Annotated in this window: 24 protein-coding genes and 1 pseudogene; 14 read left to right on the top strand and 11 right to left on the bottom strand. The window is 72.9% G+C overall.

The window, feature by feature from the left end; translation table 11 throughout:
- Positions 1–103 precede the first annotated feature (103 nt).
- From H4W31_RS39870 to H4W31_RS39880, 3 genes are all read right to left on the bottom strand, one after another.
- The gene (locus H4W31_RS39870; protein WP_192772760.1) at positions 104–859 is read right to left on the bottom strand and encodes a hypothetical protein; all 756 of its coding nucleotides are present in this window, start codon (positions 857–859) and stop codon (positions 104–106) included.
- A gap of 152 nt (positions 860–1,011) precedes the next feature.
- The gene (locus H4W31_RS39875) at positions 1,012–1,455 is read right to left on the bottom strand and encodes an SAV_6107 family HEPN domain-containing protein (RefSeq protein ID WP_192771316.1); all 444 of its coding nucleotides are present in this window, start codon (positions 1,453–1,455) and stop codon (positions 1,012–1,014) included.
- A 447-nt stretch (positions 1,456–1,902) separates the two neighbouring features.
- A complete protein-coding gene (locus H4W31_RS39880) occupies positions 1,903–3,558 on the bottom strand; it encodes an RICIN domain-containing protein (protein WP_192771317.1) in 1,656 nt (551 codons plus the stop codon).
- Positions 3,559–3,840: 282 nt separating this feature from the next.
- Here H4W31_RS39880 and H4W31_RS39885 point away from each other — a divergent pair, with 282 nt between their 5' ends.
- Positions 3,841–4,815: an EamA family transporter gene (locus H4W31_RS39885; protein ID WP_192771318.1), complete on the top strand. Its 975-nt coding sequence runs from the start codon at positions 3,841–3,843 to the stop codon at positions 4,813–4,815.
- 42 nt (positions 4,816–4,857) lie between these two features.
- Here H4W31_RS39885 and H4W31_RS39890 read toward each other — a convergent pair whose 3' ends face one another.
- Together H4W31_RS39890 and H4W31_RS39895 are read right to left on the bottom strand one after the other, a co-directional pair.
- The gene (locus tag H4W31_RS39890; protein ID WP_318783662.1) at positions 4,858–5,568 is read right to left on the bottom strand and encodes a phosphatase PAP2 family protein; all 711 of its coding nucleotides are present in this window, start codon (positions 5,566–5,568) and stop codon (positions 4,858–4,860) included.
- A gap of 109 nt (positions 5,569–5,677) precedes the next feature.
- The gene (locus H4W31_RS39895; protein ID WP_192771320.1) at positions 5,678–6,601 is read right to left on the bottom strand and encodes a LysR family transcriptional regulator; all 924 of its coding nucleotides are present in this window, start codon (positions 6,599–6,601) and stop codon (positions 5,678–5,680) included.
- A gap of 106 nt (positions 6,602–6,707) precedes the next feature.
- Between H4W31_RS39895 and H4W31_RS39900 the strand changes: the two genes are divergently transcribed.
- The 7 genes from H4W31_RS39900 (at position 6,708) to H4W31_RS39930 (ending at position 12,964) form a co-directional block, all read left to right on the top strand.
- Positions 6,708–7,247, top strand: coding sequence for a cysteine dioxygenase family protein (locus H4W31_RS39900; protein ID WP_192771321.1), 540 nt, complete (start codon positions 6,708–6,710; stop codon positions 7,245–7,247).
- Positions 7,248–7,385: 138 nt separating this feature from the next.
- Positions 7,386–7,823 carry a VOC family protein gene (locus H4W31_RS39905; RefSeq protein WP_225945923.1) on the top strand — a complete coding sequence of 146 codons (438 nt, stop codon included), beginning with the start codon at positions 7,386–7,388 and terminating at the stop codon, positions 7,821–7,823.
- Between the two features lie 152 nt (positions 7,824–7,975).
- The gene (locus tag H4W31_RS39910) at positions 7,976–8,839 is read left to right on the top strand and encodes a monooxygenase (RefSeq protein ID WP_192772762.1); all 864 of its coding nucleotides are present in this window, start codon (positions 7,976–7,978) and stop codon (positions 8,837–8,839) included.
- A complete protein-coding gene (locus tag H4W31_RS39915) occupies positions 8,836–9,387 on the top strand; it encodes a GNAT family N-acetyltransferase (protein WP_192771322.1) in 552 nt (183 codons plus the stop codon). The genes H4W31_RS39910 and H4W31_RS39915 overlap by 4 nt, the downstream gene beginning before the upstream one ends.
- On the top strand, positions 9,384–10,169 hold the full coding sequence (locus tag H4W31_RS39920) for a carotenoid biosynthesis protein (RefSeq protein WP_192771323.1): 786 nt from the start codon (positions 9,384–9,386) through the stop codon (positions 10,167–10,169). The genes H4W31_RS39915 and H4W31_RS39920 overlap by 4 nt, the downstream gene beginning before the upstream one ends.
- An 89-nt stretch (positions 10,170–10,258) precedes the next feature.
- Positions 10,259–11,392 (top strand): glycosyltransferase, encoded by a 1,134-nt coding sequence (locus H4W31_RS39925; protein ID WP_192771324.1) that lies wholly within the window; start codon positions 10,259–10,261, stop codon positions 11,390–11,392.
- 45 nt (positions 11,393–11,437) lie between these two features.
- On the top strand, positions 11,438–12,964 hold the full coding sequence (locus H4W31_RS39930; RefSeq protein WP_192771325.1) for a phytoene desaturase family protein: 1,527 nt from the start codon (positions 11,438–11,440) through the stop codon (positions 12,962–12,964).
- 227 nt (positions 12,965–13,191) lie between these two features.
- Here H4W31_RS39930 and H4W31_RS39935 read toward each other — a convergent pair.
- From H4W31_RS39935 to H4W31_RS39945, 3 genes and pseudogenes are all read right to left on the bottom strand, one after another.
- Positions 13,192–13,875 (bottom strand): annotated as a pseudogene (locus H4W31_RS39935) (CDP-alcohol phosphatidyltransferase family protein); the annotation flags it as partial.
- Between the two features lie 60 nt (positions 13,876–13,935).
- Positions 13,936–14,853 (bottom strand): methylenetetrahydrofolate reductase [NAD(P)H], encoded by a 918-nt coding sequence (metF, locus tag H4W31_RS39940; RefSeq protein ID WP_192771327.1) that lies wholly within the window; start codon positions 14,851–14,853, stop codon positions 13,936–13,938.
- Positions 14,854–14,942: 89 nt separating this feature from the next.
- Positions 14,943–15,194 (bottom strand): hypothetical protein, encoded by a 252-nt coding sequence (locus tag H4W31_RS39945; RefSeq protein ID WP_192771328.1) that lies wholly within the window; start codon positions 15,192–15,194, stop codon positions 14,943–14,945.
- A 494-nt stretch (positions 15,195–15,688) separates the two neighbouring features.
- Between H4W31_RS39945 and H4W31_RS39950 the strand changes: the two genes are divergently transcribed.
- From H4W31_RS39950 to mptB, 3 genes are read left to right on the top strand one after another with little or no spacing between them, the layout of a single operon-like run.
- Positions 15,689–17,104, top strand: coding sequence for a helix-turn-helix domain-containing protein (locus H4W31_RS39950; protein WP_192771329.1), 1,416 nt, complete (start codon positions 15,689–15,691; stop codon positions 17,102–17,104).
- A gap of 42 nt (positions 17,105–17,146) precedes the next feature.
- Positions 17,147–18,229: a polyprenyl synthetase family protein gene (locus H4W31_RS39955; RefSeq protein ID WP_192771330.1), complete on the top strand. Its 1,083-nt coding sequence runs from the start codon at positions 17,147–17,149 to the stop codon at positions 18,227–18,229.
- A 50-nt stretch (positions 18,230–18,279) separates the two neighbouring features.
- Complete coding sequence (gene mptB / locus H4W31_RS39960; protein WP_192771331.1) at positions 18,280–19,941, top strand: polyprenol phosphomannose-dependent alpha 1,6 mannosyltransferase MptB; 1,662 nt, start codon at positions 18,280–18,282, stop codon at positions 19,939–19,941.
- 12 nt (positions 19,942–19,953) lie between these two features.
- On the opposite strand, the gene H4W31_RS39965 is transcribed toward mptB, so the two are convergent.
- The 3 genes from H4W31_RS39965 to H4W31_RS39975 are packed head-to-tail and all read right to left on the bottom strand — an operon-like array spanning position 19,954 to position 21,060.
- Positions 19,954–20,352 carry a lycopene cyclase domain-containing protein gene (locus tag H4W31_RS39965; protein ID WP_192771332.1) on the bottom strand — a complete coding sequence of 133 codons (399 nt, stop codon included), beginning with the start codon at positions 20,350–20,352 and terminating at the stop codon, positions 19,954–19,956.
- A complete protein-coding gene (locus H4W31_RS39970) occupies positions 20,349–20,681 on the bottom strand; it encodes a lycopene cyclase domain-containing protein (protein ID WP_192771333.1) in 333 nt (110 codons plus the stop codon). The genes H4W31_RS39965 and H4W31_RS39970 overlap by 4 nt, the downstream gene beginning before the upstream one ends.
- A gap of 13 nt (positions 20,682–20,694) precedes the next feature.
- A complete protein-coding gene (locus H4W31_RS39975; protein WP_192771334.1) occupies positions 20,695–21,060 on the bottom strand; it encodes an Rv2175c family DNA-binding protein in 366 nt (121 codons plus the stop codon).
- Positions 21,061–21,303: 243 nt separating this feature from the next.
- Between H4W31_RS39975 and pknB the strand changes: the two genes are divergently transcribed.
- Genes pknB through H4W31_RS44625 form a run of 3 tightly spaced genes read left to right on the top strand, consistent with a single transcriptional unit; the run spans position 21,304 to position 24,961 of the window.
- Entirely contained in the window at positions 21,304–23,310 is a 2,007-nt protein-coding gene (gene pknB, locus H4W31_RS39980) for a Stk1 family PASTA domain-containing Ser/Thr kinase (RefSeq protein ID WP_192771335.1), read from the top strand.
- On the top strand, positions 23,291–24,184 hold the full coding sequence (locus tag H4W31_RS39985) for a deoxyribonuclease IV (RefSeq protein ID WP_192771336.1): 894 nt from the start codon (positions 23,291–23,293) through the stop codon (positions 24,182–24,184). The genes pknB and H4W31_RS39985 overlap by 20 nt, the downstream gene beginning before the upstream one ends.
- Positions 24,185–24,223: 39 nt before the next feature.
- Positions 24,224–24,961, top strand: coding sequence for a M15 family metallopeptidase (locus H4W31_RS44625; protein WP_318783663.1), 738 nt, complete (start codon positions 24,224–24,226; stop codon positions 24,959–24,961).
- Positions 24,962–24,972 lie beyond the last annotated feature (11 nt).

A 24,972-nucleotide genomic window follows, 5' to 3' on the forward strand; every position in this document is an offset into this window, starting at 1 on the left:
CTCCCTCGACCAGCAGTTATGCGGATCTTAGAACGTGTGTTCGACTCGCGTCAGCCCGCCCCGGCCATCGGGCCGTCCGGGATCCGCGAAACCGGTCCGGCACTCACTTCCCGACGAGCGTGAGCGAGGTCCGGCGTGCGGTGGGTGGCGCCTGTCCGGACGGCGCCTTGGCCGACACCGCCTCGGGCGACGTCGACGTCGTCGCCCGCGTCGACCGGTCGCCGGGCATCCAGACCCGGATCTCCTTGGGCCGGGCCGCCGCACCACGACCACGGGCGGAGATCGTCACCTCGCGTCGGCGCAGCCGGCCCCGGCCCTGGCCCAGCCCCTCCCAGACGCCGCGCATCACCCGCAGGGTCACGTCGGCACCCGCCCACTGGCCGTACGGGACGAGCACGCTGCCGCGTTGCCGGGCCCGGGCGGCCAGCCGGCTGACGACCGAGGCGGAGACCGTACCGGGCACCGCGGCGACCACGACGTCGACCCCGTCGATCAGGGCGGCGACCACGGTCGCCCACTCCGGGCCGGGATGGGGGACCAGGGCGAGCCGATCCAGGTCGATGCCGAGGTCGGCGGCGGCGACCGCACCGAGGGTGGGCACCCCGACCACCGCGCACCACGATCCGGCCCGGGACGCCTCGGCGAGCAGTGCCAGCACCAGCGAGGTGCTGCCGTTGCGTGCCGGATGGTCGTTGCCGACCGCGACGGTGCTGCCACGCCGCAGTCCTCGATTGGGCAGCAACCCGGCCAACTCCGGCAGGACCGGCAGCATCCGGTGCGCGCCCGCCTGGTCCGATCCGCTCGCCGGCCGGACCAGGTCCGCCAGGGCGGCGGAACCGACAACCATCCGCCCCGCCATCTCGATTCCCGTCCCCGTCGTTCCGTTGCCCCACAGGGCGTCCCAGTCGGCGCGGTTGCGCCACAGGGCTCCCGGTCGGCGCGGTTGCGCCACTGGGCATTCCGGTCGGCGCGGTTGCGCCGATCAGGCAGGTGGTGCGCCGTCGGTGTCGGTCAGGCGGCGATCCCGTCGAGGACGGGTTGATGGGCCACACCGAGCGCCACCTCGATCACCGCGACGAACTGCTCGGCCGCGCGGAGCAGGTCATCGGCCTCCCGGGGACTCACCACCCGGGGAATGCCCGCCTCGGCGGCGGCCCGCTTGTTCGCGCCGGTGGCGAAGTAGTTGGCCCACTCCCCCAGCTCCGGGGCGACGACCACCAGCAGCGCCCAGACGCTGGTGACCCGGTTCCGGCGGGTCGGTGCGGGTCTGGCCCGGGCGGCGAGCATCGCCGCCGCGGCGCGCAGGGCGGCCAGGTGTGCCGCGGCGTAGCGCAGGCCGTCGGGCCGGGTCTCGGCGGCTTCTGCCAGGCCCATCCGGGCGATCGTCAGCAGTTGGGCCGGAGTGCGGTGCGGCAGCACGTGCGACGGCACCGTCGGCGCCTGACTGGTCGGCATGGGACTGTCTCCTCCGCGTCACCCAATTTGCCGCGTCACCGCTGTCGGACCGGGCCGACGATGACGCACGAGTCGAGATGAAGCCCGCTGCGGAGGAAGACGCACCGGTGGGTCGCCGGCCGGATGTGGACGCTTCCCCACACCACACCCGGCCGGCTGAACCGGCGGGTTCGTCGCCCGCCACCCGGGGGTCGTGGGCGGCGAGCGACGATCCTGCCTGGTGGGCCCGGATCGCGAATCCGGATCCCGTGCGGCTCGCGAAACCGCAGCCGGGGGTTACGCCGCGAACGCCGCCCCCGGCGTCAGCCCGAGCGTCCGCCTCCGGCGGGTCGACTCGCATCGACCGTCACCCAATCGAACACTCGTTCTAACTACTGCAGAGAGTACACCCCGCCCCCGACAAAAACGCAAGTAACCGCAGCCGGTCGCGCCGTGGGCGGAGCGGGGTCAACACCAGTTCAGGGTGGAGTTGACCCGGGTGACGTTCCGGACCACGTTGTTGGCGCCACCGCAGGGATTCTGGGTGATGTTGGTGTTGGTCACCGTCAGGTTCTGCAGGGTGATGCCCGAGGAGATCGGGAACTCCGTCCGCGCCGCGACCCGGACCTCGCCGCCACCGGTCACCGTCCCCGACTGCCCGGCGATGGTGACGTTGTAGCAGTTCTCGATCAGGATCGAGTTGTTGCCGGTGTTCGAGATGGTCACCCGGTCGATCACCGCGCCACCGCTCTCCGAGACGCAGAAGATCCCCCGGCCGCCACCCCGGGCGATCACGTTGCCGACCCGGATGTTCGTCGGGTAGCTGCTGCCCACCCGCCCGTTGCGGTTGGCCATCCGGAACGCCGCGTACCCGGTGCCGGCGCCGGCGTTGTCGGCGTCGACCGTACCGATGGTGGCGTTGATCGTGTCGTTGAGCAGCAGTCCGGACTCGCCGACGTTGCGGGCGGTGACGGTGCCGACGGTCAGCCCGTCCACCCCGTACGTCTCCACGCCCTGGCTTCCGGTGCCCTGGACGTACACGTTGTCGATCCGGATGTTGCGGGCCTTCACCGCCCGGTCGCCGCCGTGGTTGTCGATCCGCACCCCGAGGCCGCCGGAGAGCCGCATGTCGATCTGCCCGAGCGTCAGGTTGTTCACGTTGCGCATGAAGATGCCGTACAGCGGTGCGCCGGTGAGGGTCAGGTGCTGCACCTCGATGTCGGTGGCACCCCTGGCGTACACCGGTGCCTGGTCCCCGGAGCCGGAGCCGGTCACGTTCATCGTGCCGCAGACGTCCAGGATCGTGTAGCTGGGCAGCGAGAGCCGGCCGCCGGCACTCACCGAGCCGGAGCCCCGGACGACCACCCGCTGCTTCGAGGTACGCCCCGACGACAGGCTGTTCACGGCGGCCTGCATCGCGGAGCGCATGTCACTGCCGGTGTAGACCGTGCTGCTGCCGTTGCGGGCGGTCCAGGTGCTGCCGCTGAGCACCGCCTCGGCGTTGTACGAGCCGCTGCCACAGTCGGCGCTGCCGCCCCCGCCGCCCCCGCCGGAGCCGATCCGGATCATCTGCCACTGCTGGTTGTACCCACCCAGGTCCTCGAACTGGGCGATGATCCCGCCGTCGGCGGTGGACCACTCCCAGATGTCCAGCGCCTTGCCGCTGTGCCGGCTGATCAGCCGTACGTGCCCGCCCTCGGAGTCGGCGACCCCGAAGTGCTGACGGGTGGTGCCGTTGTCGGCGTTCTGGATCAGCTGGGTGCCGTCCGTGGTGTTCGGCATCTCCAGGAACTTGCCGCTGTGCCGAGATCTGATCTTGTAGTAGCCGCTGCCCGCGTCGACGAACTGCCACTGCTGCTGGTTGCCGTCGTTGCGGGCCCACTGCACGATCGGCGCGCCGTCGCCCGTGGCGAAGTCGTAGAGGTCGAGCGCCTTGCCGCTGTGCCGGGAGACGAAGACGTAGTAGGCGCTGGTGTCGATGGTGGCCGCCGAGGCGGGTTGCAGGCCGACCACCGCGCCGGTGGCGACCAGGGCGGTCGTGGTGGCCACCACGAGAGCGCTACGCCAGCGGCGCCAGCGCGATCTGCCCTCGGGTGGCGTCCGGTTGGTGACGGTGAGCGTCATTGGGTCCTCCTGAGCTAGGAACGGTGGCCGGGAGAGCCCGAGGCCGGGAGCCGTGCGGAAAGGGCTTTCCCAACGTTTCGGCAACGTATCGAATCGTTTCAATTTAGTCAACGTCATCGATGGATCGGCGGTGTCGCGACGGGCGCGGCGCCCGTACCCCGACCCGATCCGGCACCGCCCGCACGTCGCCACCGGCCGAGTCCCGCAGCCGAGGGCTGTGACCTGTTTGGTAATGACCAAAAGCCGTACAGCTCCTGACCCGGGGCCGGATACCCTTCCCCGGTGACGACTCGCAGACCGGCCCTCGGCGTACTCATGGTGATCTTGTCGGCCGTCCTGTTCGCGGTCAACGGCACCGTTTCCAAGCTGGTGCTCCGGGCCGGTGTCGAGGCCGCGCAGCTCACCCTCATCCGGGCTGCGGGCGCGTTCGTCGGGCTGCTCGCGCTGAGCCTGCTGCTGCGCCCCGGCGCCCGCCGGCTCCGGATCACCGTGCGCCAACTGCCACTGCTGATCGGGTACGGCCTGGCCGGGTTCTTCCTCGTCCCGATGCTCTACTTCGTCGCGATCTCCCGGATGCCGGTCGGGATCGCGCTGCTGTTCGAGTACACCGCCCCGCTGCTCGTCGCGCTCTGGGCCTGGTTCGGCGAGCACCAGCGGGTGCGCCCCCGACTGTGGGGCGGGCTGGCCCTGAGCCTCGTCGGGCTGGCCTGCGTGGCCGAGGTGTGGGGGGACCTCAAACTGGACGGCCTCGGCGTGCTCGCCGGCCTCGGCGCCGCCGTACTGCTGGCCGGCTACTACGTGCTCGGCGCCCGGGGCGTACGGCAGCACGACAGCCTCTCCCTGACCACCTGGGCGTTCGGCGCGTCGGCCGTCGCCGGGCTGCTCACCCGGGCACTGACCGACGGCACCGGTGGCTGGGAGCCGCTGCGCGAGAGCAGTGGCGGCGTACCGGTCCTGCTGCTCTGCGGGTACGTCGTCGTACTCGGCTCGATCGTGCCGTTCCTGCTGGTGGCCGGCGCGCTGCGGCACCTGCCGGCCACCAGCGTCGGAATCCTCGGCATGGTCGAGCCGGTGATCGCCGCCACCGTCGCCTGGATCACGCTCGGCGCCGGTGAGGCCCTCAACGTCGCCCAGCTCGGCGGCGGCCTGCTGGTGCTGGCCGGGGTCGCGATCGCCGAGACGGCCCGGATCGCCGAACCACCGGCGGCACCCGCCGTCCCCGCCCCCGCCCCCGACGTGGTGGCGGCGCCACACTGACCGGCCCGGGCCGCGGGATCCACCGGCCGTCGGACGAGGAAGTCAGCGACGGCCCGGCGTGGGTACGCCGTCGCCGGGCAGCCCGGCCGGAACCCGGGCCCCCGGCCGGGACAACGCCCTGGCCGGGCTCAGCGCCAGCAGCAGCGCGATGCTGGCCGACGCCCCGAGCAGCAGCCCCGCGACCACGTCGTGCGGGTAGTGCACCCCGGCCACCACCCGTAGCGCCGCCACGGCGACGGCGACCGGCACGGCCACCAGCCCGAGACGCGGGGCCAGCAGGACGAGGCCGGCGGCCAACGCACCGACGACCGTCGAGTGGTTGCTCGGGAACGACCAGTCGCCACTGGGCGGGCAGGAGATCCAGGTGGTCACCTCGCCGAGGGCCCAGCACGGGCGCTGCTGGTCGACGACCAGCTTCAGCGCCTCGCTGACCAGGTACGCCAGCACCGTAGCCACGCCGACCAGCAGCGCGCCGACCCAGACCGGAGTACGCCGTCGCCAGCCGGTCCAGCCCGCCCAGCAGACCAGCCCGATCAGCCCGAACACCCCGGCGACGGCGCCGTACTCGCCCAGTCCGTGCAGCCAGCCGGGCAGATCTCCGGCGGTCCCGACCACGTCCCGGTACGCCTCGGCAGACACCCCGTCCGTCACCACCTGCGGCTCCGGATCGCCCAGCCCGCCCGGAGCAAGCAGGACGACCACCACCGCACCGAGTACGAGAACCGGAACCGCCAGCAGGATTCGTCGCAACACCGTCATAGCCGACCAACGTAATCACTACTCGACCCGCTGGCCCCCTCCAAAGGTCAATTGGTCGTACGACCTTTCGTCAGGGTTGGCGTCCCACCGTGTCCCGTCCAGGTCAAGTTGACGATTGGTCGACCCGGTTCGGGGCCTCGTCGGGTGGTGTCGGCTCGCCGGGGCGGGTCTGCTGGACGGCGTGCTGCAGCGCGGTGATGAAGGCCGTGGTGGCGGGGGGATCCGGTGGGTCCCCGTAGGTGGCGAGGTAGACGCGTCGGCGGAGGTCGGGCAGCGGGGTAGCTTCGATTCCGGGGGCCCGGTGCGTGCGCAGGGTCAGGCCGGGCATGGTGGTCACGCCCATGCCGGCGGCGACGAGGGCCTGTTGGACGATAACGTCGTCACTGGTGTAGGCCACGTGCGGGGTGAAGTCGGCCCGTTCGCACGCGTCGACGAACTCGCGGCGGCAGTTTTCGCAGCCGGCGATCCAGGCCGAGTCCCGGTGGTCCCGCAGCGTCTTGCCGGATTCGAGGCTGAGCAGGTACATCGGGTCGTCGAACAGGTGCGTGGTACGGATGTCGTCCGGTGTCGTGTCGTCGTAGCGGAAGACGAGGGCGGCGTCGACCTGCCCGTCGCGCAGCAGGTTCAGTGCCACCTGCGGGTGGGCGTCGACCAGGTGCAGTTCGATGCCGGGGTGGTCCTGGCGCAGGGTGGCGGCGGCGTGCGGGACCAGGGCGGCGAGCGCTGATTGGAAGCCGGCGACCCGGACCCGGCCGGTCCGCAGGCCCACCATCGCGGACAGTTCCGCAGCGGCGGTGTCGACCCGTCCGACGATCTCGGCAGCGCGGCGGGCCAGGTGCTCACCCTCCGGCGTGAGTCGGATGCCCCGCCCGATCCGCTGGAGGAGCCGGGCACCGGTCTCGGCTTCCAGCCGGGCCAGATGGTGGCTGACCGCCGGCTGGGAGTACTTCAGGTGCTTGGCTGCCTTGGTGACCGAGCCGTGCGCGGCGACAGCCGCGAGGATGCGTAGCCGCACGATGTCCAGCATTCATTCATGATAGTTATGGGTAGCCGCAGAAGTTGGCATTGGACGAATGAGTCCTGCTCGGTAGACGCTGAACGGGACAACCCCGCTCGCGAACGAGGAGGACGACATGGCGGGCACGGTTCTCCAGCACGTGATCACACCCCGGGGCGGCTTCGCCGCCGGTCCCACCGACGATCTCATCGCCGCGGTGCGCCACGTGATCGGCATGCGGGCCGACTGGGCGCGAACCGCGGAACTCGTCGCCGATCAACTCCGCGGATACCTGCCCGACCCCGACATCCTGACCCCCGACCAGCAGCACGGTCACCCCGACCGACCCGCCGGTCACGTTCTGCACGCCGAGCCGGACGGCACCTTCTCCATCCTCGGCCTGGTCTGGCGCCCCGGTCAGAGCACCAGGATTCACGACCACATCACCTGGTGCGTCGTGGGTGTCCTGCGGGGCGTCGAGCACGAAGACCTCTATGACGACGAACTCAACCTCATCGGCACCAGGGAGAACCCCGTGGGCGAGGTCAGCGGCTTCGCCCCACCCGGTGACATCCACCGGATTCGCAACACCGGCACCCGCACCGCCATCAGCCTGCACATCTACGGCACCGACATCACCCGGACCGGGTCCAGCGCCCGCCGCTACTACAACTAACCTGCAAACCGCCAGCAGGTCCTGGAACTCAGCAGCTCCTGGACCTCAGCACGTCCGCGGGTGTCGAGAAGGCGCTGCCGCATCCCCGAGGACACCAACGGCCATGACGTGCCGTGTGACGAAACAAGGAGAACCACCATGATCGAACGGATGGACAACGTCCTCATCGTTGTCGACGACCTTGCGGCCGCTGTCGCGTTCTTCGTCGAACTCGGTATGGAGCTGGAGGGCCAGACGACAGTCGAGGGTGAATCGGTCGACCAGCTCGTCGGGCTGAAGGACGTCCGAGCGGACATCGCCGTCGTGCGGACCCCGGACGGCCACGGCCGGGTCGAGCTGACGAAGTTCCACACGCCGAAGGCGATCAGCGCCGAGCCGAAGGATGCCCCGGCGAACACGCTGGGCATCCGCCGCATCATGTTCGCCGTGAACGACATCGAGGACGTCGTTGCCCGCCTGCGTACCCACGGCGCCGAACTCGTCGGCGAGCTGGTCCAGTACGAGGGCAGCTACCGGCTCTGCAACGTCCGTGGCCCGGAGGGGATCATCATCGCCCTCGCCGAGCGGCTCAGCTGACGGTCCGACGCCGTCGACGGCATTCCGGACGGGTACCTGAGGGCGACCGGCGTACCCGGTGGCACATCCGGTGGGACCCACCTGGGGGCAAGATAGGGACCATGCGCTCACATCCCCGCCGAGGTGGCGTGAGCCGGGACGGCCGTCGCGGGATCGCGACACACGGCGAGCCGGCCGCCGGGCGGGGCGACCCGACCCCGGTACGCCTGGTCACCCTGCATGTCTGGCGGGTGCCCCGCCGTGCCCTGCCCCGGGCGCTCGTCCGGATGGCCGTCGACCCGGGCCGGTTACGGGCCATCCCCGGCGTCCGCTTCGGCAAGCTGCTCGGTACCGGCGACGGCACCGGGTTCGGGCCGACGGACGCCGACCTGACCCGCTGGGCCGCCCTGGTCGTCTGGGCCGACCCGGACCGGGCCGCCGGGTTCGACGACACGCCGGTCGGGCGCGCGTGGCGCCGCATCGCCCTGTCCGACGCCCGGATCGACCTCGCCCCGCTCGCCAGCCGTGGCCGATGGTCCGGAGTCGAGCCGTTCGGCGATCCCGGACCGGCGACCTCGGCCGGACCGGCGGCCCGAACCGGGACCGGACCGGCGGCCCGAACCGGGACCGGACCGGCGGCCGGGACATCCGACGGGCCGGTGCTCGCGCTCACCCGGGCCCGGTTGCGACCATCCCGCGCCGCCACCTTCTGGCGAGCGGTGCCACCGGTCGCCGCCGCGCTGCGGGACGCCCCGGGGCTGCTCGCCCGGTTCGGCGTCGGCGAGGCGCCGCTCGGCTGGCAGGGCACGGTCAGCGTGTGGCGTGCCGCGACGTACCTGCGCGATTTCGCGTACCGTCACCCCGAGCACCGCACGGCGATCATTCGTACGTCCACCCAACGGTGGTACGCCGAAGAACTGTTCGCCCGGTTCGAGATACGTGATCTCGTCGGCGACCCGGCGGTGCTCGACTGGGTCGGATCCGACGACGACCCACAGTTCCGACGCTGGCCGGAAGTGAGGAGCGGGCAAGTATGAGGTTGGTGCCGTGGCAGCCGGACGATCTCGCCCGGCGGCTCGACGACGTGGTGACGGTCTACGGGGAGGCGATGGGGTACCGGGCCGAACTGCTGGAGGCACGCCGCGGCTATATCGCCACCCACGTACGCCGGCCCGGCTTCCGCGCGGTCGCCACCCTCAGCACCAACGGTCACCTGGTCGGCTTCGGCTACGGATACCTCTCCGCACCCGGACAGTGGTGGCACGACCAGGTGCACGGTGCGCTTCCCGACGACGCCCGCAAGACCTGGTTCCCCGACTGCTTCGAGGTGGTCGAACTGCACGTCCGGCCGGCGACCCAGGGCCACGGGCTCGGCGCCCGGCAACTTCGTGCCCTGCTCGGCATGGCCGACGGCAACAGCACCCTGCTCTCCACCCCGGAGGCGGACGAGCAGACCTCCCGGGCCTGGCGGCTCTACCGGCGGTTCGGTTTCGTGGACGTCCTACGGGACTTCCGCTTTCCCGGTGACGAACGGGCCTTCGCCGTGCTCGGCCGGCGACTGCCGCTGCCCCCACCGGAGCGATGACCTCCGGCCGCCTGCCCTGGCTGCTGCTCGGCGTACTGGTGCTGGCCCAGATCGGGTATCCGCTCACCGACGGCGTCGTACGGGCCCGGCTGACCGTCGCGACGGTCGTCCTCGGCTTCCTGTTGTCGGTGACGCACGCCCTGCTCAGCCGGGGTGCCCGGACGGCCGGCGCGCTGGTGCTGGTCACCACCGGCGGCGGACTGCTGGTCGAGGCGCTCGGCGTGGCCACCGGAGTGCCGTTCGGCGGCTACACCTACTCCGGCGAACTGGGTCCGAAACTGGCCGGCGTGCCGCTGGTGATCCCGCTGGCCTGGACCTGGATGGCCTGGCCGGCCTGGCTCGCCGCGATCCGGCTGGCCCGACCGGGGCCGGCCCGGATCGCCCTGGCCGGAGTGGGACTGGCCGGCTGGGACCTCTTCCTCGACCCGCAGATGGTCGCCGAGGGCTACTGGAGTTGGCGGGACCCGACTCCGGCGCTGCCCGGGGTGCCGGACGTACCGGTCAGCAACTACCTCGGCTGGCTGCTCTTCGCCGTACTGCTGATGGCTCTGCTGGGACCGGTCGCCGGGCGGGCCGCCGGCACGGCCGGTCCCCGGGACGCGCCGATGTACGCCCTCTACCTCTGGACCTACCTCGGCAGCGTCCTCGCGCACGCGGTCTTCCTCGGCCTGCCCGCGTCGGCCGCCTGGGGCGCCCTGGCCATGGCGGTCGTCGCCGGCCCGCTCGCCGTGACCCTGGCCCGGCAACGGCGGCACCGCCCCGGCAGCGCGGTGCCGGCATGACCAGCGCGGTGCCGGCATGACCAGCGCGGTGCCGGCATGACCGGCACACCGGGCCGGGCGCTCGCCGCCGTCGTCGTCGGTGTGCCGGGATGACCGCCGCCCTGGCCTGGGCGCTCGTCGTGGCCGTCGGCGTGCTGACCGGGCACGCCGGGCTGAACGCCACCCGCTGGCTACGCCGGCCGTCCGGCACCGCCACGACGACCGACGAGCGGGTCGCGGTGCTGCTGCCACTGCGCGACGAGGCGACCCGGGTCGGGCCGTGCCTGCGGGCACTGCTGGCCCAGCGCGGCGTTCCCCGGCTGGAGATCGTCGTACTGGACGACGGGTCGGTCGACGGCACCGCCGAGGTGGTACGCACGATCGCCGCCGACGATCCCCGGGTACGGCTGATCGCCGGAGTCCCGCCACCACCGGGCTGGCTCGGCAAGCCGTACGCCTGCCAGCAGCTCGCCGACCAGGCCGGAACCGCTCCGGGCGTACTGGTCTTCGTCGACGCCGACGTGCGGCTCGCCCCGTACGCGGTCGCCGCCGCAGTGGTGACGCTCCGGGACGCCTCGGCGACGCTGCTCTCGCCGTACCCCCGGATCGTCGCCGGTTCGGGAGGTGAGCGGCTGGTCCAGCCGTTGTTGCAGTGGCTCTGGCTGACCTTCCTGCCGCTGGCGGCGATGGAGCGTTCGCGCCGGCCGAGCCTGGCGGCGGCCGGCGGCCAGTTCCTGCTGGTGGATCGGGCCGGCTACCAGCGGGCCGACGGGCACGCGGCGGTCCGGGACCGGGTGCTGGAGGACATCGAACTGGCCCGGGCGGTGAAGCGGTCCGGCGGCCGGATCGCGCTGGCCGACGGGTCCCGGATCGCCAGTTGCCGGATGTACGAATCCTGGGCCGAGCTGCGGGACGGCTACGCCAAGTCGCTCTGGGCGGCGTTCGGCCCACCGGCCGGCGCGACCGCCGTCGTGCTCCTGCTACTCCTGCTGTACGCCCTGCCGCCGGTGCTCGCGGTCGGCGCGGCCCTGGCCGGCGTGCCGGAGGTGGCCCTGCCGGCGCTGGCGGCCTACCTGCTCGGGGTCGCCGGCCGGCTGGTCAGCGCCCGTGCGACCGGCGGTCGGGGCTGGCCGGACGCATTGGCACAGCCGGGGTCGGTCGTGCTCCTCGGCTGGCTCACCGCCCGGTCGTACCATCTGCGGAGGCGGGGACGACTGTTCTGGCGGGGGCGCCCGGTGCGCTGACCGGCGCCGCCGGCCGGACCTCGACGACCATGGGGAGGGACGGCAGTGAGTCGGGTGGTGGTCATCGGCGCAGGCGTGGGCGGACTGGCCGCCGCGGCCCGGCTGGCGGCGCTCGGTCACCAGGTCACCGTCTACGAACGGTCCGACGTGGTCGGCGGCAAGCTCGGCCGGTACCGCCGGGAGACTCCGGTCGGGACGTTCCACTTCGACACCGGCCCGAGCCTGCTCACCCTGCCGCAGATCTTCGCCGAGCTGTTCGAGGCGACCGGCGCCAAGCTGGACGAATATCTCGACCTGGTGCCGCTCGACCCGGTCGTCCGGCACGTCTTCCCGCCGACGGAGCCGCCCGGGAGGGCCGGGACGGCTGGCACGGCCGGGACGGCGGTCGTCCTGGACTCCTGCGCCGACCCGGCGGCCTTCGCGACCCGGATCGGCGACCGGTTCGGCGACGGGGCCGCCGCCGACTGGCGCCGGCTGTGGCGCCGCGCCGAACGGGTCTGGGACGCCTCCTGGCGCGACATCCTGCGCCGCCCCGTCGACTCCCCGCTCGCGCTGGCGAAACTCGCCTGGCGACTACCGGACCTGACCGCGATCGCTCCGGGCCGGACGCTCCGGGGACTGGGGCGCCGGCACCTGCGCGAGCCCCGGCTGCGGACCATGCTGGACCGGTACGCCACCTACACCGGCGCCGATCCGCGCCGGGCGCCGGCCGCGCTGGTTGCCATCCCGTACGCCGAGCTGGCGTTCGGGGCCTGGTATCCGCGCGGCGGGCTGGGTACCCTCGCCGACGCGCTGCTGTCCCGCTGCCTCGACCTGGGCGTGGTGGTGGCAACCGGCACCACGGTCACCGGAATCGACACGGCCGGCGGCTGGGTGCACGGGGTACGACTCGCCGGCGCCAGCGCACCGGTACCGGCCGACGTGGTGGTGGCGAACGCGGACGCGCTGACCGTCTACCGGGACCTGCTGCCGACGCCGGGCCGACTGACCCGGCTGACCGATCGGAGCCTGGCCGGCTTCGTCCTGCTGCTCGGGGTACGCGGCGACTCCGGCCTGGCGCATCACAACGTCTTCTTTCCGGCCGACTACGACGCCGAGTTCGACGCGGTCTTCGGCGACCCCGGACGGGGCGTACCGGCCCGGCCGGTGCCCGACCCGACGGTGTTCGTCAGCGTGCCCGACGATCCACTGGTCCGGCCGCCCGGACACGAGGCGTGGTTCGTGCTGGTCAACGCCCCCCGGCAGGCGCGGACCCTGGACGGGATCGACTGGCGCCGCCCGGGTCTCGCGGACGCCTACGCCGACCGGGTCCTCGACGTGCTGGCCGCCCGAGGTGTCGACGTACGGGACCGGCTGGTGTTCCGCGAGGTCCGTACCCCGGCCGACCTGGCCACCTCGGCCGGCGCGCCCGGCGGGGCGATCCACGGCACCGCGGGCGGGCTGCTGCGTACGCCCAACCGGGGTCCGGTACCCGGGCTGTTCCTGGTCGGCGGGTCCACCCATCCGGGCGGCGGGCTGCCGATGGTCGCCCTCTCGGCGCAGATCGTCGCGGACCGGATCGGTCCGGCCTGACCGTCCTCCTTCACCGCCTGGGCAGGTCATCCTTCGCTGCCGGGCGGGTCCCGGCGGCTCAACTCCATCTCGGTCGGTTCCCGCCTGGCCAGTTCCTTACCGGGAACTCCGCTGCCGGCCGGCCCCGGACCGGCCGGCTCGTCCCCGATCGGCCTGCGGCCCGACGACTCCTCCCCGACCGGGTGACCGGCCGGCGCCTGCCTTCCGGTCGCCTCCGGTGCGGCCCCCAGCGAGCGGCGCACGGCGGAGAGCAACTGGACCACGCCGAAGAAGCCGAGCAGTACCCAGATGGCGGTCGCCACGGTGATGATGCCGGCCGCCAGTTCCGGCATGATCAGGTGAGCCACCCCGGCCAGCAGCAGCCCGACCACGGCGACGCTGACCCGGCTCGGCCGCTCCCCGACCGTCACCGTGCCGATCTCCTTCATTCCGGCCGAGACGGAACGGGCCCGGATGTACTCGTGCAACCAGGACAGCGCCCCGGCGGCGACGACCAGTTCTCCCGGGGCGCCCACCAGCCAGAAGGCGATCAGCCAGCAGACCTCGCCCACCCGGTCGGCCAGCGAGTCGTAGACGTACCCGAGCCGGGTCGTCCGGCCGGTGACCACCGCGACCGCGCCGTCGATGCTGTCCGCGACCGAGGCGAGCAGGACGAAACCGGCCGCGACGATCGGCCCCATCGGCCCGGGCGACGCCTGGATCACGGCGACCGGTACGCAGGCACAGAGCAGCACGCCGAACACGGTGACGGCGGTCGGCGACACCCGCAGCCGGGCCAGGAGACAACCCAGGTGGTACGACATGCGCAGCCAGCGGCGCACCGAGGTGGTCGCCATCCGGGGGTCGAACCCGCCGTGCAGTCGCGCCCACTTGTTGGCGTACTCGTCCCAGGTCAACCGGTTACCCACCATGGCTCAACCGTCGGACGGTGCCTCAGGTGGCGCCCGACCGATCATTTCGGGCCCCGCCGGTCAGACCCGTACGCCGGCCTGGAGCGTCTGCCAGACCTCCCGGGTCGCGGTCGACCGGTTGAGGGTGATGAAGTGGATCCCCGGTACGCCCTCGTCGAGCAGCCGTCGGCACATCTCGCTGGCCTGCTGGATGCCGAGCTGGCGGACCGCCTCCGGGTCGTCCGCGATCCGGTCGAACTGGGCGGCCAGCCCGGACGGGAACGGCGCGCCGGAGAGCTGCTGCGAACGCTCGATCGTGCTGAACTGGGTGACCGGCATGACGCCGGGCAGGATCGGCGTGTCGCAGCCGGCCGCCGCGACCCGGTCCCGGAGCCGGAGGTAGTCGTCGGCGTCGAAGAACATCTGGGTGATCGCGAAGTCGGCGCCGGACCGGCACTTGCGGATGAAGTGCTCGGTGTCGGTGGCGATGTCCGGCGAGCGGGGATGCTTGTACGGAAAGGCCGCCACCCCGACGCTGAAGTCGCCCGACTCGCGGACCAGCCGGACCAGGTCCTCGGCGTAGAGCACGCCCTCCGGGTGCTGCACCCACTCCCCCATCGGGTCGCCCGGCGGGTCGCCACGGACGACGAGCACGTTGCGGACCCCGGCGCCGGCCAGCCGGCCGATCACGTTGCGCAGCTCGGCGACCGAGTGGTTGACCGCCGTCAGGTGCGCCATCGGCAGCAGCGTCGTCTCGGTCGCGACCCGCTCCGTCACCGCGACGGTGGTGTCCCGACTCGACCCGCCGGCCCCGTAGGTGACGGAGACGAACGACGGACGCAGCGACTCCAGCTCCCGGATCGCCTGCCAGAGCAGACGCTCGCCGTTGGCGGTCTTGGGCGGGAAGAACTCGAACGAGAACGTCGGCTGGGGGCCACGGACGAGTTCCCCGATCGACGGTGGCGAGTCGGGGAGGACGGAGGGAAGACCGAGGGCCACGCCGCGACTCTACCGGTCGTACCGACCCGGTCTCATCCCATTGCTCGCCGTTCGGGACGGGAAGTCGGCTTTCCGATGTCACGCCGACGTCACCTCGGGCCCCGGCAGGCGGCGAGCAGGCCCCGTACGGCGATCCGGCGGCCGTGGCAGGGCCAGGGGTCCCCGCAGGTACGGCAGACGTCCGGGCTGCCCGGTCCCGACATCTCGGGCGTCGGCCCGGCGGGAAGCGGGCTGTGGTCGCGGTGCAGTCGTACGGCCAGCCGCCAGGCCATCGGCTGCCGCACCCCCGGCGGTGGCTCGTCGGGCGGGTTCTCGGGGTCGAACGGCAGTTCGCTTCTCACGGCACTCCTCGGCGGTCGGTCTCTCGGCGCCGACGGCCGCAGATCGGTGTCGACCGGTGGCCGGGTTCAGGGGGCGCGTACCGGTCGACGCCGGAACTGATCCGGCCGCCACGGAACGAGCAGAACGTGAACCGGGCCGACCGGGAGTAGCCAGCGCCCGGGGGGCCAGCCCATTGGCCCCGGGGCCAATGGGGGGGCCGACGAACGACCCCGGCCGCATCACGAGCCATCTGGATGTTGACGAGTTCGTGTCGTCCCATCGACAACAACTCGTCAACATCGACCGAGAACCGAGCGATCCGACCGGGACCGGGTGCCGGGTCCCACCGGGCGGTGGGCAGAACGTCGTACCGGGCCGGTAGGAATAGTCGACGCATGGGAGCCGACCGCTGGCTCCGGGGCCGTGCGCGGGGGTCAGCAGGAGGTTCGTCGACAATTCCGGCCAGAGGACCGCCATGACCCGACCCGATCATGATCCATCTGACATCCCCCCGATGTCGCTCGGCACACTCCTGACCGAGCTGCGGCTCGCCCGGGGCTGGAGCCAACTGCGCGTGGCGGAGCAGCTCTGCGCCGCCTCCGGCGTACCGACCATCAGTCGGCACGAGGTCTCCCGATGGGAGCACCGGCGACGGGTCCCCGGCGAGTTCTGGCTCGGCTGGCTCGCGGCCGTACTCGACGTGCCGGTCGCCGACCTGACCACCGCCGCCGCGGCGGCCCGGCTCAGGACGGCCGGGCGGGACGAGGCGTCGACCGGGTACGACCTCGGTGCCGGCCCGACGCGCGGGGTGGGCCGGCTCCGCCAGGAGTTGCTGACCGCCGCCCACGCCTGGCTCGCCGACCCAACGGAGCCGCTCGCCAATCCGAGGGAGCCGCTGGCCGGGCCGACTGAGCCGCTCGCCGGGCCGATGGCCGGGGCGTCCGTACCACTGGTCGGGCCGATGGCCGGAGGGTCCGTACCGCTGGTCGGGTCGCCGACGGACCCGGGTCCGACACCGGAGCTGCCGCTCGACGGGGCCGGCCTGGCGCGGCTGCGCCGACTCGACGACCTCGTCGGCGGAGAAGATCTGCTGCCGTCCGCGATCGGTCAGCTCGCCGTCGCCACCGCGCGGCGGGCCACCGGTCGAGCCGGGCGGCGGGCGCTGCCGGTGGTCGCCGAGGCGGCACAACTGGCCGGCTGGCTCAGCGCCGACGCGGGCGATCCGGCCGGTGCGCTGCACGCCTACCGACTGGCCCTGGCCACCGCCGCCACCGTGGGTGACCGGGCTCTCGGCGCACACGTACTGGGATCGGCCGGTCATCTGCTCACCGCCGGTGGCGATCCCCGGGGCGGGCTGCTGCTCGCCCGTACCGGATATCTCGGGGTCCGGCGCACCGGCCCGGCCGGGCTACGCGCGCTGCTGCTGCACCGGATCGCGCTCGCGGCGGCGCTGTGCGGACGGCGTCGGTCGGCCGAGGCCGCGTTGACCGCCGCCGAGCGGACCGCCGGGCGACGGAAGCCGGCCCGGGAGCCATCCTGGCTCTACTGGCTCGACGAGGACGAGTTGGCCGCGATGTCCGGCCGCTGTCTTGCCGCCCTGCGCCGGCCACTCCGCGCCGAACCGCTGCTCACCGCCGCGCTGGCCCGGACCGGAGAGCCGAGGACCTCGGCGATCTACGGCGCCTGGCTGGCCCGCACCTATCTCGACCTGGGCGAGCCGGAGCGGGCCGGCGAGGTGGCGGACGCCGCGCTGCTCGACGCCGTACGGTCCGGGTCGGCGCGGGCGGCGGCGGAGCTGGCGGTGACCGGCCGCCGCCTGGCGGCGTACCGGGGCGAGCCGGCCGGCCGCCGCCATGCCAGCCTCGCCGCCTCGGCCCGTCGCTACCTGCCGGAGCCCGCGCCGACGGTGGCGACCAGGGGGCCCTCCTGAGCCGCGCCCGCACCCGGAAGGTCGATCCACTAGCGTCATGGCGTGACCGAAGCCGCCCCCGTCCCGCCGGTTGACCGCGCTGGCCTGCGCCAGCGGGTCGACGCCTCGTTGGCCAGGTTCCTCGCCCGGCAGCGCGGCTGGATGAGCGGCGTCGACGACGGGCTCGTCCCGGTCGCCGACGCGCTGGAGGCGTTCGTGCTGGGCGGCGGCAAGCGGCTGCGCCCGGCGTTCGCGTACTGGGGGTACCGGGGGGCGGGGGGCGCGGACTCGAACGAGATCGTCGACGGCCTGGCCGCGCTGGAGTTCGTACAGGCGAGTGCGCTGATCCACGACGACCTGATGGACCGCTCCGACACCCGACGCGGCGAGCCGTCGGTCCACCGCCGGTTCGCCGCCCACCATCGGGCGGCCGGCTGGGCGGGCGAGCCGGACAGTTTCGGGGAGTCGAGCGCCATCCTGCTCGGCGATCTGTGCCTGGTCTGGTCCGACGAGCTGCTGCACGGCAGTGGGATCGACCCGGTCGTGGTCAGCCGGGCCCGGCCGGTGTTCGATGAGATGCGTGCCGAGGTCACGATCGGGCAGTACCTGGACGTACTCACCCAGGCGACCCGGGACACCTCCGTCGAGCGGGCCAGCAAGGTCGCCCGGTACAAGTCGGCCAAGTACACCGTCGAACGTCCGCTGTTGTTCGGCGCCGCGCTCGCCGACGCGTCCGCCGAGGTCCGGGCCGCCTTCTCCGGGTACGGGCTGCCGCTGGGCGAGGCGTTCCAGCTTCGCGACGACGTACTCGGAGTGTTCGGCGACCCGGGTCAGACCGGCAAGCCGGCCGGTGACGACCTGCGGGAGGGGAAGCGTACCTACCTGGTCGCGGCGGCGTTCGAGGCGACCGACCCGGCCGGCCGGGAGTTGCTGACCCGGCGGTTGGGCGACCCCGGACTCGATCCGACCGGCGTCGACGAACTACGCGAGGTCATCACCGGCAGCGGGGCACTGGACCGCACCGAGCGGCGGATCGCCACCCTCACCGACACGGCCCTGACCGCGCTCGTCGGCGTCGAACTGGAGGCCGAGGCGCGGGAGGTACTGGTGGACCTCGCCGTGGTGGCGACCCGCCGCAAGGACTGAGCCGGCCGATCGTGAGTGGGGGCTGATCACGTCGTGCGACCATCGGAGGCGTGCCCGCACCGGATCGGCTGACCCGGATCCGGTTGGCCGGCCTCGCCGCCAGCACCGTCATGGCGGCGGGCGCGTACGGCGCGGGCGCGCTTCCGTCCGGCGACGCCGACGCCGTCCTGTGGCCCGACACCGCACCACCCGGCTCGGCGGGCTACTGGCTGGGCCTGGCCGGCTGGCTCGTCGGACTGGCCGCACTCGCGGGCGCCTGGTGGCGGCTCGGCGTACGGATCGGCGAAGGCACCGTCGCCGGAACCGGGGCGGTACCGCTGGGTCGGGTGCTGCGTACCGGGCTGCTCTGGGCGGTGCCGCTGCTGCTCGCCCCACCGACCGGCAGCCGGGACGTGTACGCGTACGCCTGCCAGGGTGCGCTCTGGCTCGACGGCGTAAACCCGTACACGGTCGGCGTGCTGCCGGGCGGGTGCGTCTGGTCGGCGGCCGTACCCACGCTGTGGCAGGACACCTCGGCCCCGTACGGGCCGCTCGCGATCGCGCTGTCCGGTGGGGTGGTGGCGCTCGCCCGGCTGGCAACGGACTCCACCGACAGCCAACTGCTGGTGGCGGTCGCCCTGCTCCGCGCCGTGGCACTGGTCGGCGTGGCCCTGGTCGCCGGCTGCCTTCCCCGGCTGGCCCGGGCCGGTGGCGTCGATCCGGTCCGGGCGACCTGGCTCGGCCTGCTCTCGCCACTGATCATGATCCACGCCGTCTCCGGTGCGCACAACGACGCGTTGATGCTGGGGCTGATCCTCGTCGCGCTGACCCTGGCCGCCGCACCGTCCCGGGGCGGGGTGGTTCCGGTCGCCGTCGCCGGGGCGGTACTCGGGCTGGCGATCGCGACCAAGGTCACCGCGATCGTGGCACTGCCGTTCGCCGTACTGCTCGGTGCGGCCGGGTCGCGCCGGCGGCAGGTACGCCGTCCGGGCCAGCGGGAGGTACGCCGTCCGGGCCAGCGGCAGGTACGCCGTCCGGGCCGTCCGGAGGTACGCCGTCCGGGGTTACCGCGGCTGGTCCTGCTCACCGGCGGGGCGCTGGGCGGCGGGGCGCTGACCTTCGGCGTACTGACCCTGGCCACCGGGCTCGACCTGGGCTGGATCGGCGCGCTCTCCGACACCGGTCGGCTGGTGCAGTGGACGTCGCTGCCCACCGGGCTGGGCATGGCGGCCGGGTACGTCCTGCGGCTCGCCGGCCGGCCCGAGGCGGTCGACCTCGCGGTGACTGTCGCCCGGCTGCTCGGACTCGCCGTGCTCGCCGCGACGGTCGTCGTACTGCTGGTGCGCGGCTGGTGGACGATGCCGGTGCCGGACCGGCTGGCCCGGCGCCGGTTGGTGCTGGCCGCAGGTCTGGCCTTCGCCGCCCTCGCCGTGCTGTCCCCGATCTTCTACCCCTGGTACGCCCTGGCCGCCGTCACCGTGCTCGCGGCGGGCCTGCCCGGCGGGCCGTGGACCTACCGGGTCGCCGGCATCCTCGTACTGGTCAGCTTCCTGGTCCTGCCCGACGGGCTGGGACTGGCCGTCTCGACCAAACTGCCCGGAGCCCTGTTCGACGTCGTCCTCGTCGGCGTGCTGACCGTGCTGGCGTACCGGCGGTGGCGTACCGCAGGTGGCGTACCGGCGACGGACGGCGGCGGCGAACGCCGGCCGGCCGACCGGTCGGAGCCGCGCTGACGACCGACGGGGTCACGGCCGGTCGGCGGCACGCCCGTCCCGGCGGTTGACCTGCCGGTTCAGCAGGCGGTGCAGCCGGGGGCGGCCGGGGCCGTCGCCGGCGGCCGGGGTGCGCTGCACGCCGGCCCGACCGAGCCGAACCCAGACCGCGAGGGTCAGCAGCACCAGCGCGAATCCGAACAGCAGGTCCTCGACCGGGGCGTGCACCAGGCGCGGGCCGAGGATCGCCGCCGGGTCGTACCGGACGATGTCCCGACCGGTCAGGATGCCGTTGGAGATCAACTGAAAGAACACGATGATCGGGTACGTGGCCCAGAACACCGGCCGGAGCACCAGCCGGGTACGCAGCACGAACAGGTCGACCAGTACGGCGCCGGCCACCCCCAGCAGCGCCGCCACCGTGTAGGTCATGCCGACTCGTCCCCGGCCGGCCAGCGCAGCACGGCGCGTACCGCCTCGAAGCCGAGGATGGCGCAGAACGGCACGACGACGAAGAAGAGCAACTCGTCCAGCGGCAGGTCACCGGGGAGCAGCACCCCGGTCGTCTGCTCCGGGTCGAACGTCCAGTGTCCGGCGGCGATCGCGGCCAGGTCCCACAGCGCGAAGATCACCACCACCGGCAGCAGGGTGAGCAGCAACCGCCGCCACCGGCGCAGCACGTTCACCCGCAGGATCGGCTCCAGCCACAGCGCGCCGCCGAGGCACCCCGCGAGCACCGTCAGGTACGCGAATCTGGCCACCCCGCCGACCCGGTCAGAACCCCGTGGCCTGGGCCCGGCGCTTGACCTCACGGGCCCGGTCACCGCCGAGGGCCTCCGCCGGGGTGCCCGGCAGCGTGTCGTCGGGCAGGTAGAGCCAGCGGAGTACGGCATCGTCGTCGTACCCGGCGTCGTGCAGCAGGGTCAGGATGCCCGGCAGGTGCTTGCGGACGGTCTGGTTGGCGACCAGTTCGGCGGGGACCAGTCGGACCCCGTCCCGGCGGACCGCGAGCAGTTCCCGGTCCCGGATCATCTGGTGCACCTTGCTGATCGACACCTCGAAACGCTCGGCGACGTCCGGCAGGGTCAGCCAGCCGGTCGGGTCGATCGGCTGCACGTCGGCGGGTACGGATTCAGTCACCCGAACACCTTGCCACGCAGCCGCCTGAGTCGACGAACGGCTCCCCACGAACCGGCGTCCCGGGCACCGCCGAGCGCCCCCGGACCGATCCGAGCCGGACTCGGCTCCGCTGTCGGCCACCCGTCTGCGCGTCGTCATTCCGCTCTCGGCGCGCGTCCGAAATGCCCGCCGAGGTTTTCGGTTGGGTGTCGGCTGTGGCATCCTGTTCTGCCGCCACCCTCTGGAGACATAGACTGCCTGCCGATGGACATTCAGGTCGCCGACACGCTGCTCAACTCGCTGATCGACGGGCGCTACCGCATCCGCGGTCGCGTGGCCCGTGGTGGGATGGCGACTGTCTACACCGCCGTCGACGAACGCCTCGACCGCACCGTCGCAATCAAGATTATTCACCCTAATCAGGCCCGCGACGCACAGATGCAGCTCGCCGGGTTCGTCGAACGGTTCACCGACGAGGCCAAGACGATCGCCCGGTTGACCCACCCCAACGTGGTGGCCGTCTACGACCAGGGCATCCACGGTGGGTTGCCGTACCTGGTCATGGAGTACGTGCGTGGCCGGACCCTGCGGGACATCCTCGCCGAGCGCGGACGACTCAACCCGAGCGAAGCGCTGGCGATCATGGAGCAGATGCTCGCCGCGATCGGCGCCGCGCACCGGGCCGGCCTGGTGCACCGGGACGTCAAGCCGGAGAACGTCCTGGTCGCCGAGGCGCCGAGCGGTGGGCCCGCGAACCTCGTCGACGGTGTGGTGAAGGTCGCCGACTTCGGGCTGGCCCGGGCGGTCGAGGCGAGTTCGGAGACCGAGGCCGGCAACCAGCTGATGGCGACCGTCGCGTACGTGGCGCCGGAGCTGGTCACCGAGGGCCGGGCCGATCCCCGTACCGACGTCTACGCGGCCGGCATCGTGCTCTTCGAGATGCTCACCGGCCGGGTCCCGTACGACGGCGACCGGGCGGTCGAGGTCGCCTGGCAGCACGTCGACCGGGACGTACCACCGCCTTCCACGCTGGTCCCCGGCCTGCCGCCGGTGCTCGACACCCTGGTCGTCCGGGCGACCCGGCGCGACCCGGGTGCCCGGCCGACCGACGCGGGCGCGCTACAGACCCAGGTACAGATGGTCCGCGACGATCTCGGCACCGCCGCCAACGCCCACACCACGGTCCTGCGGCAGATCCCGTCGGTGGAGCACCCGACGATGGCGGTGGAACAGCCCACCATGGTCGTCTCCTCGGTACGCCCGAACGAGCGGCCGACCTGGGCGCGGCTGCCGGAACAGCAGCGGGAGAAGCCGGCACCGCACCGTCGGCGCGCGGCAGCCCCGAGTTCCGGGTTCGCCGAGCGGCTCCGCGAACTGGCCGCCCGGCTGCCCGGCATCGCCGGAAGCAACCGGGTGGCGGTCATCGCCGTCGTGGTGGCGATCGGCCTGGTCGCCGCGATGGGCGGCTGGTGGTTCGGGGTCGGCCGGTACACCGAGACGCCGGCCCTGATCAGCATGGCCGGGAAGGACGCACAGACCCAGGCCGAGCGGGCGGGCTTCGTCGTCAAGTTCGCGGATCCCCGCTACAGCGAGGCGGTCGCCAAGGACGCGGTGCTGGACCAGGATCCGGCGTCGACCGATCGGATCGTCCGGGGCGGCACGATCACGCTCACCCTCTCGCTCGGTCCGGAGCGTTTCCCGGTACCGGACGTGACCGGCAAGACGCTCGACTCGGCCCAGCTCGACCTGGAGCAGGCCAACCTGGTCGTGGCGCGCGGCCCCGACCGGTACGACGACAACCTGCCCAAGGGTGTGGTCATCTCGACCAACCCGAAGGTCGGAGCCGTGGTCAAGCCGGGTGACAAGATCACCGTCACGGTGAGCAAGGGCAAGGCGCCGATCAGCGTTCCCGACCTGGTCGGCAAGAGCATCAACGACACCCGCTCGGCACTGCGCGAACTCGGTCTCAAGCTGGCCGAGACGTACAAGGACTCCGACAAGCCGAAGGACCAGGTCATCGCCCAGAGCCCGCAGAGCGGCGCCGGGGTGGAGACGGGTGCGGAGGTCAAGGTCGACGTCAGCAAGGGCCCGCCGGAGATCCCCGTACCCCGGGTGATCGACCTGCCGTGCCCGCAGGCGAAGCAGCAGTTGGAGAGCCAGGGATTCGCCGTCGGGGTGAACATCAACCCGAACGCGGTGGTCCGGTTCCAGAACCCGCCCGAGAACACCCCGGTGCCACCAGGAACGCAAATTGTCCTCACCTGCTTCTGATCCGGTTCCCACTCCGGCACCCCGTCGGCCGGTCGGCTCGCACACGCCGACCGCCGGCGGGCTGGCCAGGGCGGCCCTGCCGTACGCCGACGCCGCCGGTTCCGAGGCGGTGCAGGTCTACGTCGGGAACTCCCGGGGCTGGGCGCTGCCCCCCGGTGACCCGGGCCAGGACGCCGCCTTCCTGGCCGGCTGCGCCGAACGCGGCCTGCCGGTCTACATCCACGCGTCGCTGCTGACGAACATCGGTTCACCCACCCCGGCGACGGTGGAGCGGTCGGTGGCGACGCTGGCGCACGCGCTGGACCGGGGCACCGCGATCGGCGCGGCCGGGGTGGTCTTCCACGCCGGCAGCGCGGTCGACGCCGGGCACGCCGAGGCGGCGATGCGCCAGGTCCGGGAGGCGCTACTGCCGCTGCTCGACTCGGCCGCCTCGCGCGGCGGCCCGAAACTGCTGGTCGAGCCGAGCGCCGGAGGTGGCCGTTCGCTGGCCTCCCGGGTCGAACACCTGGAGCCCTACCTCGACGCGGTGCAGTGGCATCCCTGGCTCGGCGCCTGCTTCGACACCTGTCACGCCTGGGCCGCCGGGCACGACCTGGCCCGCCCGGGCGGCATGACCGAGACCCTGGACGCGCTCGTCACGGCGGTCGGCGCGGACCGGCTCTGGCTGGTGCACGCCAACGACTCGCGCGACCCGTGCGGCTCGACCCGGGACCGGCACGAGACGATCGGCAAGGGCAGCATCGGCGAGCCGGCCTTCGCCGAGCTGCTGGCCCATCCGGCGACGGCGGGCATTCCGGTGATCGTCGAGACCCCGACCGAGAAGCATCTCGGGCACGCCGACGACATCGCCACGCTCCGGCGCCTGCACCCCTGACCTGCACCGACGGCCGCGCGGCGGCGTACCGTGGCGGCGGTGAAACGCTGGTCGCGCTTCGGAGTGCTGGCGGCGCTGCTGGCGGCGCTCGCCATCTCGGGCTGCGCGCCCGGCACGGCCGATCCGGATCGGGCCGCCGGCCCGCCGACGTCACCGGGGCAGCCGACCGGCCAGGCCGGTGCCCCGCAGCCGAGCACCGGTCCGGCCGTACCGCCGTTCGTCGACGATGTGTCCCCGGTCACCGCCGGTGACGTCTCGCGGAGCTGGCGGCCCGGCTGTCCGGTCGGCCCGGAGCAGCTTCGACGGGTACGACTCGGCTACTGGGGCTTCGACGGCCAGCCCCACGTCGGGACGATCATCGTGCACCGGACGGTCACCGCGGATGTGATCACGATCTTCGCCGCCCTCTACCGTGAACGGTTCCCGATCCGTCGGATGGAACCGGTCGACCGGTACGACGGCAGCGACGACGCATCGATGGCCGCCGACAACACCTCCGGCTTCAACTGCCGGAAGGTGGTCTCCACCGGTCCGTCGAAATGGTCCGTCCACGCGTACGGGCAGGCGATCGACGTCAACCCGGTGGAGAACCCGTACCTCGTTGCCGGCAGGGTGCTGCCGCCGGCCGGATCGGCGTACCGGGACCGCTCCGACGAGCGGGCCGGCATGGCGGTTCCGGACGGCGTACTGGTCGAGGCGTTCGCCTCGGTCGGCTGGCACTGGGGTGGCGGCTGGAAGTCCCCCGACTACCAGCACTTCAGCAGGACGGGTGGCTGAGTACGCCCGTC

It is taken from the genome of Plantactinospora soyae (genome assembly GCF_014874095.1).
In the GTDB taxonomy this organism is placed as follows: Bacteria; Actinomycetota; Actinomycetes; order Mycobacteriales; family Micromonosporaceae; genus Plantactinospora; species Plantactinospora soyae.